Source organism: Kitasatospora sp. NPDC001095, assembly GCF_053598615.1.
The window spans coordinates 1-13,991 of sequence record NZ_JBSFKQ010000065.1 but is presented as its reverse complement, the minus strand read 5'-3'; the positions used below and the strand labels follow the sequence as shown (position 1 = coordinate 13,991).

Sequence of the window (13,991 nt, the reverse complement as noted above, 5' to 3'; positions counted from 1 at the left end):
CCCGGGCCGCTCGTCCCCGCCTCCTGGAACAAGATCGTCACGCCGCGCTCGCGGCGGCCCGGCTGCGGCTGGTCGCCCGACCGGGGCCGGCCGGCGAGGTCCGCCGCTACGCCGACAGCCGTGCCGCCACCGGGCGGTGGTCGCTGGGCGTGGCGGGGAGCGTCCAGGTGGCGGTGGCGGCCAGGCCCCGGGTGAGGACGTGGTCGATGCGGACCAGGGGGAGGGCGGCCGGCCAGCTGAAGCCGAAACCGAAGCCCACACCGGACCCGGAGTCGCCACGGGCCACGGTGAGGCGGCTGGCGAGCGGGGCGAGCGCCCGGTCGTCCGCGGCGGTGTTGAGGTCGCCCAACAGCAGGACCCGGCGCAGCGGTTCGGCGTCCAGCGCCCGGGCGAGGGCGGCGATGTCACGGTCGCGGTGGGCGGTGGCGAAGCCGGTGACGCCGGCCCGTACCGAGGCGAGGTGGGCGACGTACACGGCCAACGGCCCACCGGGGGCGCTGACTTCGGCCCGCAGGGAACGGTTCCAGCCCGGGTCGATGACCAGCCGCCGGGACTCCGTCACCGGGTAGCGGCTCCACAGCGCGACGGTGCCGGTGCGGGCGTGGTGGGGCAGCGCCCGCTCCAGCACGTCCCGGTAGGCGGGCAGGGCCGCGTCGGTGACCTCCTCCAGCGCGACCAGGTCCGGCCCGGCGGCCAGCAGGGCCCGGGCGGTGCCGGCCGGGTCCGGGTTGGCGGCGTTCACGTTGTGGGTGACCACCGTCAGCCCCGGCCCGCCGGCCCCGCCCCCCGTCGGCGCCGGACCGCCGGACAGCAGCACCGGCCCGAACACCACCGCCCACACCACGGCCAGCACCCCGCCCGCGCAGGCCGCCACCGGCGCCCGGCGCAGCGCCGCGCACAGCAGCGCCGCCACCGCCACCAGGCCGCTCCACGGCAGGGCGCTCTCCCACAGGCCGCCCAGGCCCAGGCCGAGGTCCGGCACCAGGCGGTGGCCGCCGAGGGCGAGGGCGGTCAGCAGCCCGAGCACGGCGGGCACGCACCCGCGCCGCCCCATCGGTACGGCCCGCCACCGGGGCGCGGCGCGCCGGGCGGGCGCGGTAGTCCGGGCGGGTGCGGTACGCCGGGCGGGTGCGGTACGCCAGGCGGGTGCGAGCCGGCGCCGGGGCGGCCGGGGGTCCTCGACAGGGGTGTCGGTCACGGTGCGCCCCTCACCCTGCGGCGTCCGGCAGCGGAGCCGGGCAGGTCCCGCCCGGCCGGGTGAGCAGCTCGAAGTGCCAGATCTCGTTGTCGTACACCTGGCACAGCCCGTACCGGGCGCCGTGCTGGATCAGCCAGTAGTCCGCGTTGGTCGGCCCGACGTCCACCGCCTTGCCGGAGACGTGCGCGGACTTCTCCGGCGTGTTGACGAACCTGCGGGCCTGCTCCACGCTCCCGTACCTGCTCACCGCCTTGTCCAGCAGCCGCTGCTGGTAGGCCTTGTTGCGCCAGCCGGAGGTGACGGTCATCTCGATGCCCTCGGCCCGGGCGTCGCCGGCCGCCCGCCGCAGGGCCTCCAGCAGCGGCCCGTCCAGGTTGCGCACGGCCGGGGCCTCGGTGTCGAAGGGGCTCAGCGTCCGGCCGTCGGGTATCTCCCCGTCCGCCTCGCCGCCGGTCGCGGTGGGCTGGGCGGTGACGGTGGCCGCCAGGGAGCGCAGGACGGCCCCGGTGCGCGGCGGGTCGGCGGCGCACGCCCCGGCCAGGGCCAGCACCGCCGCCGCGGAGGCGCCCGCGGCCAGCCGCCGCTGTTTGCCCTGAGCCACCGCCGCCGCCGCGGCCCGCGCCTGGTCCGCCGTCTGAGTCGTCCGTGTCGGGTTCATTCCCGCCTCCCGGTGTGTTCGTCCGTTGCCGGACCATTGGAGGAGGCGCGGTGTTGCGAGGACGTCTGCGCAGGTCGATACGTTTTCGATACACCCCATGGGGTCCAATGAGGTGCGAACGGCGACGACGGGAGAACGGCACGTGCGGGTCCTGGTGGTGGAGGACGAGATCTACCTCGCGGAGGCGGTCCAGGCCGGCCTGCGGCTGGAGGCGATCGCCTGCGACATCGTCACCGACGGCGACGCGGCGCTGGAGCGCTTGGCCGTCCACAGCTACGACGTCGTCGTCCTCGACCGCGACATCCCCGGCACCCACGGCGACGACGTCTGCCGCAGCATCGTCGAGCGCGCCCTGGGCTGCCGGGTGCTGATGCTCACCGCCGCCGCCCGCCTGAACGAGAAGGTCGCCGGCTTCGAACTCGGCGCCGACGACTACCTCACCAAGCCCTTCGACCTCGCCGAACTCGTCGTACGGCTGCGCTCGCTGGCCCGCCGCCCCGCCCAGGCCGCCCCGCCCGTCCTGGAGTACGCCGGGCTGCGCCTGGACCCCTTCCGCCGCGAGGTCTACCGGGACGGCCGCTACGTGGGCCTGTCCCGCAAGCAGTTCGCCGTCCTGGAGGTCCTGATGACGGCGCGCGGCGGCGTCATCAGCGCCGAGGACCTGCTGGAACGCGCCTGGGACGAGAACGCCGACCCCTTCACCAACGCCGTCCGCATCACCATCTCCGGCCTGCGCAAACGCCTCGGCGACCCGTGGGTGATCCACACCGTGCCGGGGGTCGGCTACCGCCTCGCCGACCCCTTCGTCGACCCCGGTACTGCCCCCGGCGCCGATACCATCCCCGGTGAGGGCACCCGGTGACCGCACGCAAACGGCCCCACCGCCTCACCGCCCGGATGCGGCTGACCCTCAGCTACACCCTCTTCGCCGTCACCGCCGGGCTCCTCTCCCTCGCCGTCGTCTACGTCGGCATGCGCTACGTCCCCAACTACCCCCTCATCTCCTCCAACCCCCGCTACCGCTCCGACGCCCCCTCCCGCCAGGAGATCCTGCACTCCCTGCTCACCGCCAGCGGCTACGCCCTGGCCCTGCTGACCGCCGTCGGCCTGGTCGGCGGCTGGCTGATCGCCGGCCGGGTGCTGCGCCCGCTGCAGGACATCACCCGCGCCGCCCACCGCGCCGCGAGCGGGGCGCTGGAACACCGCATCGCCCTCGCCGGGCCGCGCGACGAGTTCACCGACCTCTCCGACGCCTTCGACGAGATGCTGGCGCGCCTCCAGCGCTCCTTCGAGGCCCAGCAGCGCTTCGCCGCCAACGCCTCCCACGAACTGCGCACCCCGCTGGCGATCACCCACACCCTGCTCCAGGTCGCCGCCGCGGACCCGGCCGGCCAGGACTGGCGCCTGCTCGTCACCCGCCTCCAGGACACCAACCGGCGCGCCATCGAGATCAGCGAGGCCCTGCTCCAGCTCGCCGACCTCGGCAACGCCCCGCCCGACCTCGCCCCCACCGACCTCGCCACTGCCACGGGCGAGGCGCTGGCCGCCGTCCGCGACGAGGCCGAGGACCTCGGCATCACCCTCACCGCCGACCTGCGCCCCGCCCCGACCACCGGCAACGCGGTGCTGCTGCGTCAGACGGCCGTCAACCTGCTGCACAACGCCCTGCGGCACAACCTGCCGGCCGGGGCCGGCGGGCGGGTCACCGTCGCCACCGGGGCCGACCCCGAGCGGCCCGGGCGGGTGCACCTCACCGTCGCCAACACCGGCCCGCAGCTGACGGCGGAGGCCGTGGCCACCTTCACCGAACCGTTCCTGCGCGGGCGCGGCCGCACCGCCCAGACCGACCCGTCCCGCCGCGGCCACGGCCTGGGCCTGGCCATCGTCGCCGCCGTCGCGGAGGCCCACCACGGGGAACTCCACCTGACCCCCGAACCGTCCGGCGGTCTGCGGGTGACGCTCAGCCTGCCCGGCCCGGCGGAGGAGTAGGGGCTCCCTCGACGGAGTGCCCGACCGCTGGGGCCTTGCCTCCTGGTCGGTTGTCTGCCCGACTCTCCCGCCTGGCCGCCGGGACCCTGCCGCCTGGTCGCCCGGCCTTCTCACCTGATCTCGCCGGGCCGGTTCGCCTGTCCGCCGGGCCCCCGCTGCCCGGCCTTCCCGCCTGACCCCGCCCGGGCGCCTGGCCCCGCCCCCGGCCGCCCTCGTGGTCGTAGGCGGCCGGGGGCAGGGTCAGGGGAGGTCGGGTGGGGTGAAGCCGAGGGTGGTCAGGAGGGTGACCGGGCTGCGGTAGTGGGCGGGGAGGTCCTGGTACAGGTCGAGGGCGGCGGCCCAGGAGCGGCGGGCGGCGCCCGGGCGGCCCAGGGCCTGCTGCGCGGCGGCCAGTCCGGCCAGGGAGTTGGCCCGCTGGTCGGTGAACCCGGTGACGTGCCGGCCGACGGACAGGGACCGCGCGAAGTGGTGCAGCGCCTCGTCGGGCCGTCCGGCGGCGTAGCGGGCGAGGCCGAGGACGTTGCGCAGCGAGCAGCCCAGGACGGTGTCGTGGAGGCCCAGTCCGGGTGCGAGCAGCCGTTCGGCCAGGGCCCGCGCGTCCTCGTACCGGCCGAGGAAGAGGTGGACCGAGGCGAGGCTGGTCTCGCACAGGCGGATCGTCCAGTGGTCGGCGTCCGGGCCGTCGGCGGGCAGCAGCCGCAGGGCGCCCTCGTAGTGGCGGGCGGCTTCGGCGTAGTCGTGGGAGAAGAAGTGGAGCGCGCCGAGGTTGGCCAGTACCTGGCCCTCGGCCGCCGGGTCGGCGGCCGTGCGCACCAGGGCGAGGGCCTGTTCGTAGTGCCGTCGGGCCCGGACCAGGTCGCCCACGGTGCTCCAGGCGTGGCCCTGGTCGTTGAGGGCGCGGCCCTCGGCGAGCGGGTCCGCGAGGCGCCTGGCCGCGGCCACGGCGGTGCGGCCCAGGGCCAGCCGTTCGGCGTGCAGGCCGCTGCGGTGGAGGTGGATCCACAGCAGCGCGGGGAGTTTCCAGGCGGTCTCGTCGTCCTGGTGCTCGTAGGCGTGGCCGGGGGTGGCGAGCAGGTTGTCGCGCTGCCCGTCGCACCACCGCATGGCCTCGTCCGGTCCGGCGAAGGCCGTGGTGGGCAGGCCCTCGGGCGGGGGCGGCAGCGGCACCCGGGGCCGTCCGGGTATCAGCATCCGGGCGGCGGCCGACGCCTGGTGCAGGCACCAGGCGTACCAGCGGCGCCGGGCGAGGTCGTGGGAGTGCTCGCTCTCCTGCTGAGCGGCCCGCTCGGCGGCGAACAGCCGGACCAGGTCGTGGAAGCGGTAGCGGCCGGCGGAGTGCTCGGCGAGGAGGTGGACGTTGGCGAGCCGGCGCAGGAGCCGTGCGCTCTGCGGGCCGTCCAGTCCGCCGACCGCCTGGGCGACCGGTGTCGACAGGTCGACGGCGGGGCTGGTCGCGAGCAGCCGCAGGAGGCGTCCGGCGGGCGCGTCGAGGGCGCGGTAGGACAGCGCGAACACCGTGCGCAGCCGGGTGGACGGGTCGTCGCCGTCCGCTTCGAGGACGTCCAGGCGGGTGCCCGCGGCGGCGAGTTCGGCGGCGAAGTCGGCGAGGTCGTGGTGCGGGCGGTCGCGCAGCCGGGCGACGGCGAGGCCGACGGCCAGCGGGAGGTGGCCGCAGGCGTCGAGCAGCCGCGTGACGGCGTGCTCCCGGCCCTCGACGCGTTCGGCCCCGAGCACCCGGCGCACCAGCGCCCGTCCCTCGGCGGGGCTGAAGTCCGCCAGCTCGATCCGGTGGGCGCCCTCGCGCACGACGAGCCCGGTGAGCCGGTCGCGGCTGGTCACGACGACCGCGCAGCCCCCGCTGCCGGGCAGTAGCGGGCGGACCTGCTCGGCGTCGAGCGCGTTGTCCAGGACGATCAGGACCCGGCGGCCGGCCAGGACGGAGCGGTAGAGCGAGGCCGCTTCGTCGAGCCGGCCCGGGACCTCCCCGGTCGGCACGCCGAGGGCCCGCAGGAAGGCGGCGAGGACGGCGTGCGGCTCCTGCGGGCCGGCCGGCGACCAGCCGTGCAGGTCGGCGAAGAGCTGGCCGTCGGGGAACCGGTCGCGGGCGCGCTGGGACCAGCGCACGGCCAGGGCCGACTTGCCGCCGCCGGCGATGCCGGTGATCACGGTGACGGCCGTGGGGGGTGGGGGTGAGCCGGTGGGGCCGTCGGCGGGGTCGGTGGCGGGGGTGCTGCCGGGGCCGGTCAGGTGGCGGTCCATGGTGCGCATGTGGTCGTCGCGGCCGACGAAGGACGGCAGCTCCCAGGGGAGTTGAGCCGGGCGCGGACGGGGCGGTTGCGCGGGCGGGGCCGGCGGCTCGGACCGGTGGGGCGCGGACGGATCCGCCGATCCCAGTAACTCGCGCTGGAGCGAGCGCAGTTCGGGGGAGGGGTCCAGGCCCAGCTCCTGCGCGAGGTGCCCGGCGTGACGGCGGTAGACCGCCAGGCCCTCGGCGTGCCGGCCGGAACGGGCCAGGGCCGTCATCAGGTGCCGCACCAGGCCGTCGCGGATCGGGAACTCGGTGACCAGGGCGGTGAGTTCGGAGACGATCCGGTCGGGCCGCCCGGCCGTCAGCTCCAGCTCGTAGAGCAGCTCCAGGGCGGACATCCGCCGCTCCTCCAGGCCGGCCGCGACCGCCGCCAGCGCCCGGCCCGGCAGCCCGTCCAGCGCCGGGCCGCGCCACAGCGCCAGCGCGCCGCGCAACCGGGCGACCCGGTCGGCGCCCGCGGTGGCGGCGGACTCCACCAGGGCGACGAACTCCAGGGCGTCCACCCGGACTTCGGGCCCGTCGAGGAGGTAGCCGGGGCCGTCGGTGCGGATCGGCGGGGCCTGCCCCGGGCCGGGGGTGAGCGCCCGGCGCAACAGGCCGACCATGTTCCTGACCTGGCGGTCGGCCGTGGCCGGCGGCGCCTCGTCCCAGACCGCGTCGACCAGCCGGGACACCGACACCGTCCTCCCGGCATGGGCCACCAGTGCGGCCAGCAGGGCCTGTTGGCGCCGCCCGCCGACGGCGAGCACCGTGGAGTCCGGGGCCCGCACCTCCAATGCCCCCAGGATCCTGAACTCCACGCCCCGCCCCTCCGGTGGGCCGGCCGCCGTGGTGGCGCACCGGCGCTGCCGCTCTTTCCGCTCTTCCGCTCTTCCGCTCTTCCGCTCTTCCGCTCTTCCGCTCTTGTGCTCTTTCGCGCTTCCGCGCTTCCGTCGCGCCCGTTCACGCCCCTGGGGGTGCTCGGTGCCGCCGCCCGACCGGCCGTACGGGCACGGACGACGGCGGGGCAAGGTCATCTTGGCCCGGGCGACGTGTCCTGTCCATGGCATGTCGTCGGGCCGCCCGTGCGTACATCGTGATCCGGTCATGAGGAATTCGTGACGGGCCGCGGCAGGATCTCCACCAGTCCGGACGGCACCCGCACGGCACCGCCGCGCACCCAGCGGGTGCCGCGACCGGCCGACCCCACCTCCTCGGAAGGAGACCCCCGTGAGCTCCCCGCACCCGCCGAACCGCCGGCGCCCCCTGCGCCGCGCGATGGCCTCGAGCGCCGCACTGCTCACCGCCTTCACCTCGTTCGGCCTGGTCAGCGCCACCGCCGCCGCCGCGGCCCCCGTGCCGGCGCCCCCGACGGCCTTCTGCAACCCCGCCGTGGACACCGAGTGGACCGAGGTCCTCAGCAGCAAGGTCGAACCCCTCGTCACCGACTTCCTGGCGGTCAACGTCGCCGACGGCACCACCGGTCAGCGCACCGAGACCCTGACCCGGGTCGACTCCGTCACCACCACCGTCAACAACAGCACCACGATCTCGGCCTCCGCCGGCTTCCTGTTCCTCAAGGTGTCCGCCAAGGTCGGCTTCGACGTCCAGAAGACCACCTCCTCCACCACCACGAGCACCGTCTCCACCACCTGGTACCTCAACAAGCCCGGCTACTACGGCCTCTACCGCGGCACCAAGAAGGTCAGCGGCGAATGGGTGCAGTACACCTGCGCGCGCGCCACGGGCACCACCGGCTTCTGGGTGAACACCAGCCCCGGCGGCAAGGGCACCTACACCACCTACGACGTCCCCGAGCTGGGCACCGTCTCCTGCGCCTCCCCGGAGCCGGCCGGCACCGTGCGCGGGGCCGCCCGCCAGCGGCTGTCCTGCTGACCGGCCGCACCCGCCGCCCCCGACCACCCAGCCGCGAAAGCGAGTTCACGATGCCCACAGCACTTCGCCCGGGACCGCGCCGCCGCGCAGCGCGCCCGTCCGGACGGCTCCGACGACTGACCGCGCTCGCCACCACCGCGCTCGCCGGCGCCCTGCTGCTCACCACGGCACCGGCCGCGGTGGCCGCGCCCGCCCCGGCCCCGGTCCCGGACCGGGGGAGCGACTTCGCCTGCGACGCGGGCTACTACCGCATCAAGGCCCCCGGCGACAGGCAGTACCTGACCGTCGCCCTGTCCTCCTGGAACCACGGCTCGGTCATCCAGTACCAGTGGGAGGACCAGGACAACCAGAAGTGGCAGGTCTGCCGCAAGCGCCAGGGGGACGGCAGCGAACGGGTGGTCTTCCGGGACGGCTGGCGCCACTGGTGCATGTCCGTCGACCGCGGGTTCCGCGACCCGGGAGCCTGGCTCCTCACCGTCGGCTGCGACGACGACTACGTGCCCGAGCACCAGCAGTTCTCCATGCTGAAGGTGCCGGGCACCGACCTCTTCGCCCTGCGGATCCAGCACACCGACCTGTGGTTCTCCGCGCAGTACCACGACACCAACGGGAGCCAGATCCTGCAGAACACCGTCCCCGACCTGTACACCCTCGAACTGGCCTGACACCGCCGCCCGCCATCGCCGCCGCTGCCCGCCGCCGCCCGAAGTGCCCCGGGGCGGCGGCGACTTGCCGCCCCGGGGCACTTCGGGCTCGCCCGGCTCAGGCGGGGCCGGGAAAGCGGTCGATGTTGCGCTCCACCCAGGTGCGCAGGTGCGCCAGCGGGACGCAGGCGTCCACGCCCAGCGCGGTGAGGCTGTACTCGACCCGCGGAGGGACCTCGGCGTGGATCTCGCGATGGACCAGGCCGTGCTCCTCCAGACGGCGCAGGGTCTGGGTGAGGACCTTGGGGCTGACACCCTGCAGGCGGGTGCGCAGCGCGCCGAAGCGTTGCGGGCCGTCCTCCAGGGCTCCCAGGGCGAGGGCGCTCCACTTGTTGGCGAGCAGGTCGAGCATGTCGCGGCAGGGGCAGGCCGCGGCGTAGACGGACTTGGGGTCGGTGCAGTCGGGGGCGTGGGTCTTCGGCGGGTGGGTTGTCGGCGCGAGGGTCGTCGTTGTGCGGGTCGTCGTCACCCGCCGATGGTACCCATCGGGTACTGCTTCGGTACCCGATGGGTACCAATGGTCCTTGCGGGTAACCACTACCCCTCGCATACCGTCGCCGACGTGCCCGGACGGCGGTGCGCCGCCCCGACGACGAGGAGACCCCTGATGCCCGCGACGACCACGATCCCCGTGACGATGCCCGCCGTCGCCTACCGCCGGAGCCTGCCGGTCGATGACCCGCAGAGCCTGCTCGACGTCGAGCTGCCCGTACCCCAGCCGGGCCCGCGCGACCTGCTGGTGCGGGTGGAGGCGGTGGCCGTCAACCCGGTGGACCACAAGGTCCGGCAGAACGCCGACCCGGGCGGAGAGCCGCGGGTGCTGGGCTGGGACGCGGCCGGCACCGTGGTCGCGGTCGGCGCGCGGGTGGAGCTGTTCGAGGTCGGCGACGAGGTGTACTACGCCGGCGCCCTGGATCGGCCCGGTGCCAACTCCCGCTACCACGCGGTGGACGAGCGCCTGGTCGGCCACAAGCCGGCCACCCTCTCCTTCGCCGGTGCCGCCGCGCTGCCGCTGACCGCGCTGACCGCCTGGGAGGGTCTCTTCGAGCGCCTCGGCCTGGGCACCGGCGGCCCGGAGCAGGGCGGCACCCTGCTGGTGACCGCCGCCGCGGGCGGCGTCGGCTCGCTCGTCACCCAGCTCGCCCGCACCCTCACCGGCCTGACCGTGATCGGCACCGCGTCCCGCCCGGAGTCGGCCGAGTTCGCCCGCCGCATGGGCGCCGACCACGTGATCGACCACACGCTCCCGCTCGGCCCGCAACTGGCGAAGGTCGCCCCCGGCGGTCTCGACCACGTCTTCGGCACCGTCGCCACCGACCGCAACCTCACCGCCTACGCCGAGGCACTGAAGCCCTTCGGCGGCATCGTCGCCATCGACGACTTCGACTCCCTGGACATCGGTGTCCTCAAGGGCAAGAGCATCTCCTTCCACTGGGAGTTCATGTTCACCCGCTCCCTGCACGCCACCGCCGACCAGGCCGTGCAGCACCGGATCCTCGACCGGGTCGCGCGCCTGGTGGACGCGGGCGTCCTGACCACCACCGCCACCCGCGACCTCGGCCCCGTCACCGCCGCCAATCTCCGGGCCGCCCACCGCCTCCAGGAGTCCGGTGCGGCGATCGGCAAGACGACCCTGACCGGGTTCTGAGCCGATGCCCCGGCGCACCGGCCAGGTCGAGGCCCTGCTCGCCACCGGCGGCGGGGCGGTGGCGGCCCTGGCCGCCAGGGTCCTGCTGTCCGGGCTGTACCAGCACCACGGGCAGGACCCGGCCGCACTCGAAGGGGTCGACGTCGCGGTCCTGGCCGTCGGCGTCGTCACGGCAGTCCTGATCTACCGCTGGTTGCTGCGGCGGGACTGACGCCCCGGCGCACCGCCCGCCCCGGCGGATCCGGTGACCACCGCACCGCCCGCCTCCGCCCGCCTCGGCGAAGGACCTCCCCACCCCGTACCTCGACGGAGCACTGAGGAACGCGGACTACGTCCACGTCGGCTCCCGGCAGGACAGCCAGCTGGCGCGGTCGCCGCGGTCCGGCCGCTGCCCCGGGGTCAGGGTCTTCGACCGGTTGTCCCACCGCGGGACCATCGACCGCTACCAAGTGCCGCTCCTCGATGCCCGTTTGCGGGATGAACTCATCGGTCTCCACCAGCCCCGCCCGGGTGACCTGCCTGCGGAGTCCACCGATGCGGAGGCGATCGCCACGTTCCTCACGGCGCACTTCGGCCGGCACCTGCTGCCCGAGGGGGAACCACCACCGATCCCGCCTTCGCCGTAGGCGCCACTACCCGCTACGGCACGGGAAGTCGGCCGGACCGACTCCTCGCCGCGGCTCGGTGGGGGCGTCGAGGGTCCGCTCCGGTGCGGCAGGCCGGGGCCGTCGGCCTCCCGCGTTCGTGCGCGGGGCCCTTGGCCGGGGGACGGGCCGTCCCGTCAGCCGGCCGACGCGGCTCGGGAAGTCGGCCGGACCGACTTCCCGCGCGGGGCGGTCGTCGAGGGCACGGCGCAGGCGCCGGACCTCGGCGTGGGCCTCGGCGAGTCGGCGGTGGACGTCGGGCGGCGGGGGAGGGGCGCCGGCGGTACGGCGCAGGGCCGCGATCCACTCGGCCTCCTCCACCGGGCCCACCCCGCAGGCCCGGACGAACTCGACGAGGACCCGCTCGGTGCAGTCCCGCTCACCCGCCAGCACCCCGTGCAGGGTGCTGCGCGGCAGGTGGCTCACTGCCCCCCGCACCGCGCGCGTCTCCAACTCGCGCAGGGACGGGCTCCCTGCGCGCAGCCGCAACCGCCGCATCGCGACGAGCAGTTCGCAGCGCTGCGTGACGTACGGCAGGGCCCGAACCGCGCCGGCCGCGGCGGGTGCGACCGGCACGGCCTTGGCCCCGCTCCCGCGCCGCCCGGCCCGGGCGCCGCGGGCGCGCAGCCACAGCCGCTCGGCGGTGCGCACCGAGCCGCCGCAGGCCCGGACGTAGGCCTCGGTGACCGGCCAGGTCGGCACCGTACGGCCCTCGTCCGCGCGGGAGAGGGTGGCGAGGGAGACGGGCCGGGCGAATCCGGCGGTCTTGCGCGCCATCTGGCTGTAGGTGAGGCCGGAACGCTCGCGCAGGGCACGCAGCCACTGCGCGAGCGTCCGGATGTCCTTGTCCCCTTCAACCAGGGCGCTGTTCAGGCGCCCCACCGGCCGCCTCCTAGCGGGCCCGGAGGGCGGTGAGCGCCTCGGCCAGGCGGCGCACCAGCTCTATGCCGAGCAGCCCGGCACCGGCCAGGGTGGCGACGGCGGTACGGGCGGGGGTGCCGAAGGCGGTCAGGGCGGTGGTGAGGAGAAGGACGACGACCACGAGCACGGTGGCCGGGACGGGCACCGGGGCCCCCGGCGCCGTCCGGACCTCGACGCACGCCGCGTGCGCGGCCGGGGTGTACTGCTGTTCCATGCGGTCTCCGCTTCGCTGGGTTGCGGTTGTTGCCACTCGACCGGGGTCCTCGCGCGCCCGCCCGGCCTTCCAGAGCCGGGCGGGCCGGACACCCACGCACAGGGTCGCCGTGGCCTGCGGGGGCGGTCCAACGCTTTACGCCCCCGTTTCTCGCTTTGTCCCACTCGAAGTTGAGAACCCGTCGGGATGAATCCGCAGCTCACGGCCGCCGGCCCGGCCACGCCCCGGGGCCCGGGTACCCGCCGTGTCCGACCCTCCGCGCCCCTTCGGGCTTGCCACGAGGAATGCGAAACGCCATCCTCTGTGGATATCGGCGGGGTGAGCGCCCCGCACAGGCCCCGCCCAGGGCCAGGGCCCGGGGGGCGCCCGGCTCCCAAGCCCCACGTCTCACGCACGCGGTCTCCCCGGCCGTTGCCACTCGACACCACCCAGGGGATCCGGCTTGCCCTGTTCCAGCAGGGTGGGCCAGGTGCGGCACCGCCGTCGCACCAGAGCACATGCACCACCGGGCCGCTCGGCCGGCTGCCGACCGCCGGTCAGCCGGTCAGCCGGTCAGTCGGCCGGGCGGTCCGCCGTGACCGGCAGGAGGCCGCGCTCGCCGAACACCTTCTTGGCGACGAAGGTGGCGTTCAGCGCCTTCGGGAAGCCGCAGTAGGCGGCGGAGTGCAGCAGCGCCTCGACGATCTCCTGCGGCGTCAGCCCGACGTTCAGCGAGGCGTTGACGTGGACCTCCAACTGCGGCTCGCACCCGCCCAGCGCCGTCAGCATGCCCAGGGTGACCAACTGCCGCTCACGCGGCGCCCGCCCCGGACGGCTGTAGATCTCCCCGAACCCCCACGCGACCACCTGGTGCCCGAGCTCGGGACTGACGTCACCCAGCGCCTCCACCACCCGCCGACCGGCCTCCCCGTCGACCCGGTCGAGCACCTCCAACCCGTGCGCGAAACGCTCCCGCCGAACCTCGGCCTCCTCCACGGACCCACTCATCCGCGCTGCTCCTCTCCCGTCGTCCCGGCCGCCGACCACCGGCGGCGGCGACCACGGCAGAAACCGTAGGACTTGGAGCGCACTCCAACTCAAATCCGACACGCACGCTAACGCGCCTTCACAGGAAAATTTGCGGCCCGACCCCCCTGAAATGGCATCACCGGGCCCTACCGGAGCCGAAAGATTTCCTGCGACCCCCATCCGAAGGGGTGGCAACAACACGCCACAACCCTTCGCCCGAAGCTCACCGGGGAAGAACCGCCGACCACAGCCTGATCTTCCGCGTCGCGCTGTGCCGGCGGCTTCATTGCGGGTGGAGTGGGAAGTCGGCGGGCCTGATTTTCCGCCCAGGGTGGGGGCCTGAAACTGAGCGACGGTCACCCGGCCGTGTCATTCTTCTGGGGAAGCGGGCCGGGGAGGGGCTGGTTATCCCTTGACGGGGGGTGTGACGGGATCGACCGGTGTCGTGTGCGCGGTGGCCGGGCTTGTCGGTGCGGGGCTGTTGCGGTGGCTGCCCGTTAGAGGGCGGCCGGACGGCCTGCCAGCGGCCGGTGTCGCGGGAGTGCGGGGCGGTTCGAAGGCCGCGCTGAAAGTGGCCGTCGTAGAACTCCACCTTGCGGGGGCGATCGATGTCGGTCGGCTTGGCCGACTGCGGCGGGTGGTGCACACCGGCCCCGGACGTGACGTGACTTCGCTGCACCGGGCCGTGTGGACGGCGGTCGGTCGGGAGCTGTCGTTGGCCGATGCTGCTGCAATGCCACGAAGTTAAGGACTGGGCGGCGGTGTCAAGGCGTCGGGGAGGGTGATCTTGTAGGTGTTCGGCGCGGTTCGGATGAGTCGGCCGT

At 75.0% G+C, this 13,991-nt stretch carries 13 protein-coding genes; 6 read left to right on the top strand and 7 right to left on the bottom strand.

The genetic code is table 11. The features are described 5' to 3' along the window. Positions 1–106: 106 nt before the first annotated feature. Complete coding sequence (locus ACWDBB_RS32905) at positions 107–1,198, bottom strand: endonuclease/exonuclease/phosphatase family protein (RefSeq protein WP_449793068.1); 1,092 nt, start codon at positions 1,196–1,198, stop codon at positions 107–109. 10 nt (positions 1,199–1,208) lie between these two features. Beyond that, a complete protein-coding gene (locus tag ACWDBB_RS32900; RefSeq protein ID WP_449793067.1) occupies positions 1,209–1,856 on the bottom strand; it encodes a M15 family metallopeptidase in 648 nt (215 codons plus the stop codon). Between the two features lie 142 nt (positions 1,857–1,998). Here ACWDBB_RS32900 and ACWDBB_RS32895 point away from each other — a divergent pair, with 142 nt between their 5' ends. Further along, positions 1,999–2,718, top strand: coding sequence for a response regulator transcription factor (locus tag ACWDBB_RS32895; protein ID WP_449793095.1), 720 nt, complete (start codon positions 1,999–2,001; stop codon positions 2,716–2,718). Beyond that, a complete protein-coding gene (locus ACWDBB_RS32890) occupies positions 2,715–3,845 on the top strand; it encodes a sensor histidine kinase (RefSeq protein WP_449793066.1) in 1,131 nt (376 codons plus the stop codon). Before ACWDBB_RS32895 ends, ACWDBB_RS32890 begins: the two co-directional genes overlap by 4 nt. A gap of 240 nt (positions 3,846–4,085) precedes the next feature. Here the strand turns inward: ACWDBB_RS32890 and ACWDBB_RS32885 are convergent, their stop codons facing one another. Next, the gene (locus ACWDBB_RS32885) at positions 4,086–6,953 is read right to left on the bottom strand and encodes an AfsR/SARP family transcriptional regulator (RefSeq protein ID WP_449793065.1); all 2,868 of its coding nucleotides are present in this window, start codon (positions 6,951–6,953) and stop codon (positions 4,086–4,088) included. A gap of 409 nt (positions 6,954–7,362) precedes the next feature. On the opposite strand from ACWDBB_RS32885, the gene ACWDBB_RS32880 reads away from it, so the two are divergent. Both ACWDBB_RS32880 and ACWDBB_RS32875 read left to right on the top strand, forming a co-directional pair. Continuing rightward, positions 7,363–8,028 carry a hypothetical protein gene (locus ACWDBB_RS32880; RefSeq protein ID WP_449793064.1) on the top strand — a complete coding sequence of 222 codons (666 nt, stop codon included), beginning with the start codon at positions 7,363–7,365 and terminating at the stop codon, positions 8,026–8,028. Positions 8,029–8,078: 50 nt separating this feature from the next. Next, on the top strand, positions 8,079–8,693 hold the full coding sequence (locus ACWDBB_RS32875; protein WP_449793063.1) for an RICIN domain-containing protein: 615 nt from the start codon (positions 8,079–8,081) through the stop codon (positions 8,691–8,693). Between the two features lie 97 nt (positions 8,694–8,790). On the opposite strand, the gene ACWDBB_RS32870 is transcribed toward ACWDBB_RS32875, so the two are convergent. Then, positions 8,791–9,201 (bottom strand): winged helix-turn-helix transcriptional regulator, encoded by a 411-nt coding sequence (locus ACWDBB_RS32870; RefSeq protein WP_449793062.1) that lies wholly within the window; start codon positions 9,199–9,201, stop codon positions 8,791–8,793. Between the two features lie 138 nt (positions 9,202–9,339). On the opposite strand from ACWDBB_RS32870, the gene ACWDBB_RS32865 reads away from it, so the two are divergent. After that, positions 9,340–10,380: a zinc-binding alcohol dehydrogenase family protein gene (locus ACWDBB_RS32865; protein ID WP_449793061.1), complete on the top strand. Its 1,041-nt coding sequence runs from the start codon at positions 9,340–9,342 to the stop codon at positions 10,378–10,380. A gap of 4 nt (positions 10,381–10,384) precedes the next feature. Then, positions 10,385–10,591, top strand: a complete 207-nt coding sequence (locus ACWDBB_RS32860) for a hypothetical protein (RefSeq protein ID WP_449793060.1) — start codon at positions 10,385–10,387, stop codon at positions 10,589–10,591. 421 nt (positions 10,592–11,012) lie between these two features. Here ACWDBB_RS32860 and ACWDBB_RS32855 read toward each other — a convergent pair whose 3' ends face one another. From ACWDBB_RS32855 to ACWDBB_RS32845, 3 genes are all read right to left on the bottom strand, one after another. Continuing rightward, complete coding sequence (locus tag ACWDBB_RS32855; RefSeq protein WP_449793059.1) at positions 11,013–11,906, bottom strand: helix-turn-helix domain-containing protein; 894 nt, start codon at positions 11,904–11,906, stop codon at positions 11,013–11,015. 10 nt (positions 11,907–11,916) lie between these two features. Further along, entirely contained in the window at positions 11,917–12,159 is a 243-nt protein-coding gene (locus ACWDBB_RS32850; RefSeq protein ID WP_449793058.1) for a hypothetical protein, read from the bottom strand. A gap of 552 nt (positions 12,160–12,711) precedes the next feature. After that, positions 12,712–13,146, bottom strand: a complete 435-nt coding sequence (locus tag ACWDBB_RS32845) for a carboxymuconolactone decarboxylase family protein (protein WP_449793057.1) — start codon at positions 13,144–13,146, stop codon at positions 12,712–12,714. Positions 13,147–13,991 lie beyond the last annotated feature (845 nt).

Excerpts from the sequence above, each read along its gene's own strand:
- ACWDBB_RS32900 (WP_449793067.1), bottom strand. The coding sequence starts at position 1,856 with ATGAACCCGACACGGACGACTCAGACGGCGGACCAGGCGCGGGCCGCG.
- ACWDBB_RS32875 (WP_449793063.1), top strand. The coding sequence starts at position 8,079 with ATGCCCACAGCACTTCGCCCGGGACCGCGCCGCCGCGCAGCGCGCCCG.
- ACWDBB_RS32865 (WP_449793061.1), top strand. The coding sequence starts at position 9,340 with ATGCCCGCGACGACCACGATCCCCGTGACGATGCCCGCCGTCGCCTAC.
- ACWDBB_RS32860 (WP_449793060.1), top strand. The coding sequence starts at position 10,385 with ATGCCCCGGCGCACCGGCCAGGTCGAGGCCCTGCTCGCCACCGGCGGC.
- ACWDBB_RS32850 (WP_449793058.1), bottom strand. The coding sequence starts at position 12,159 with ATGGAACAGCAGTACACCCCGGCCGCGCACGCGGCGTGCGTCGAGGTC.
- ACWDBB_RS32845 (WP_449793057.1), bottom strand. The coding sequence starts at position 13,146 with ATGAGTGGGTCCGTGGAGGAGGCCGAGGTTCGGCGGGAGCGTTTCGCG.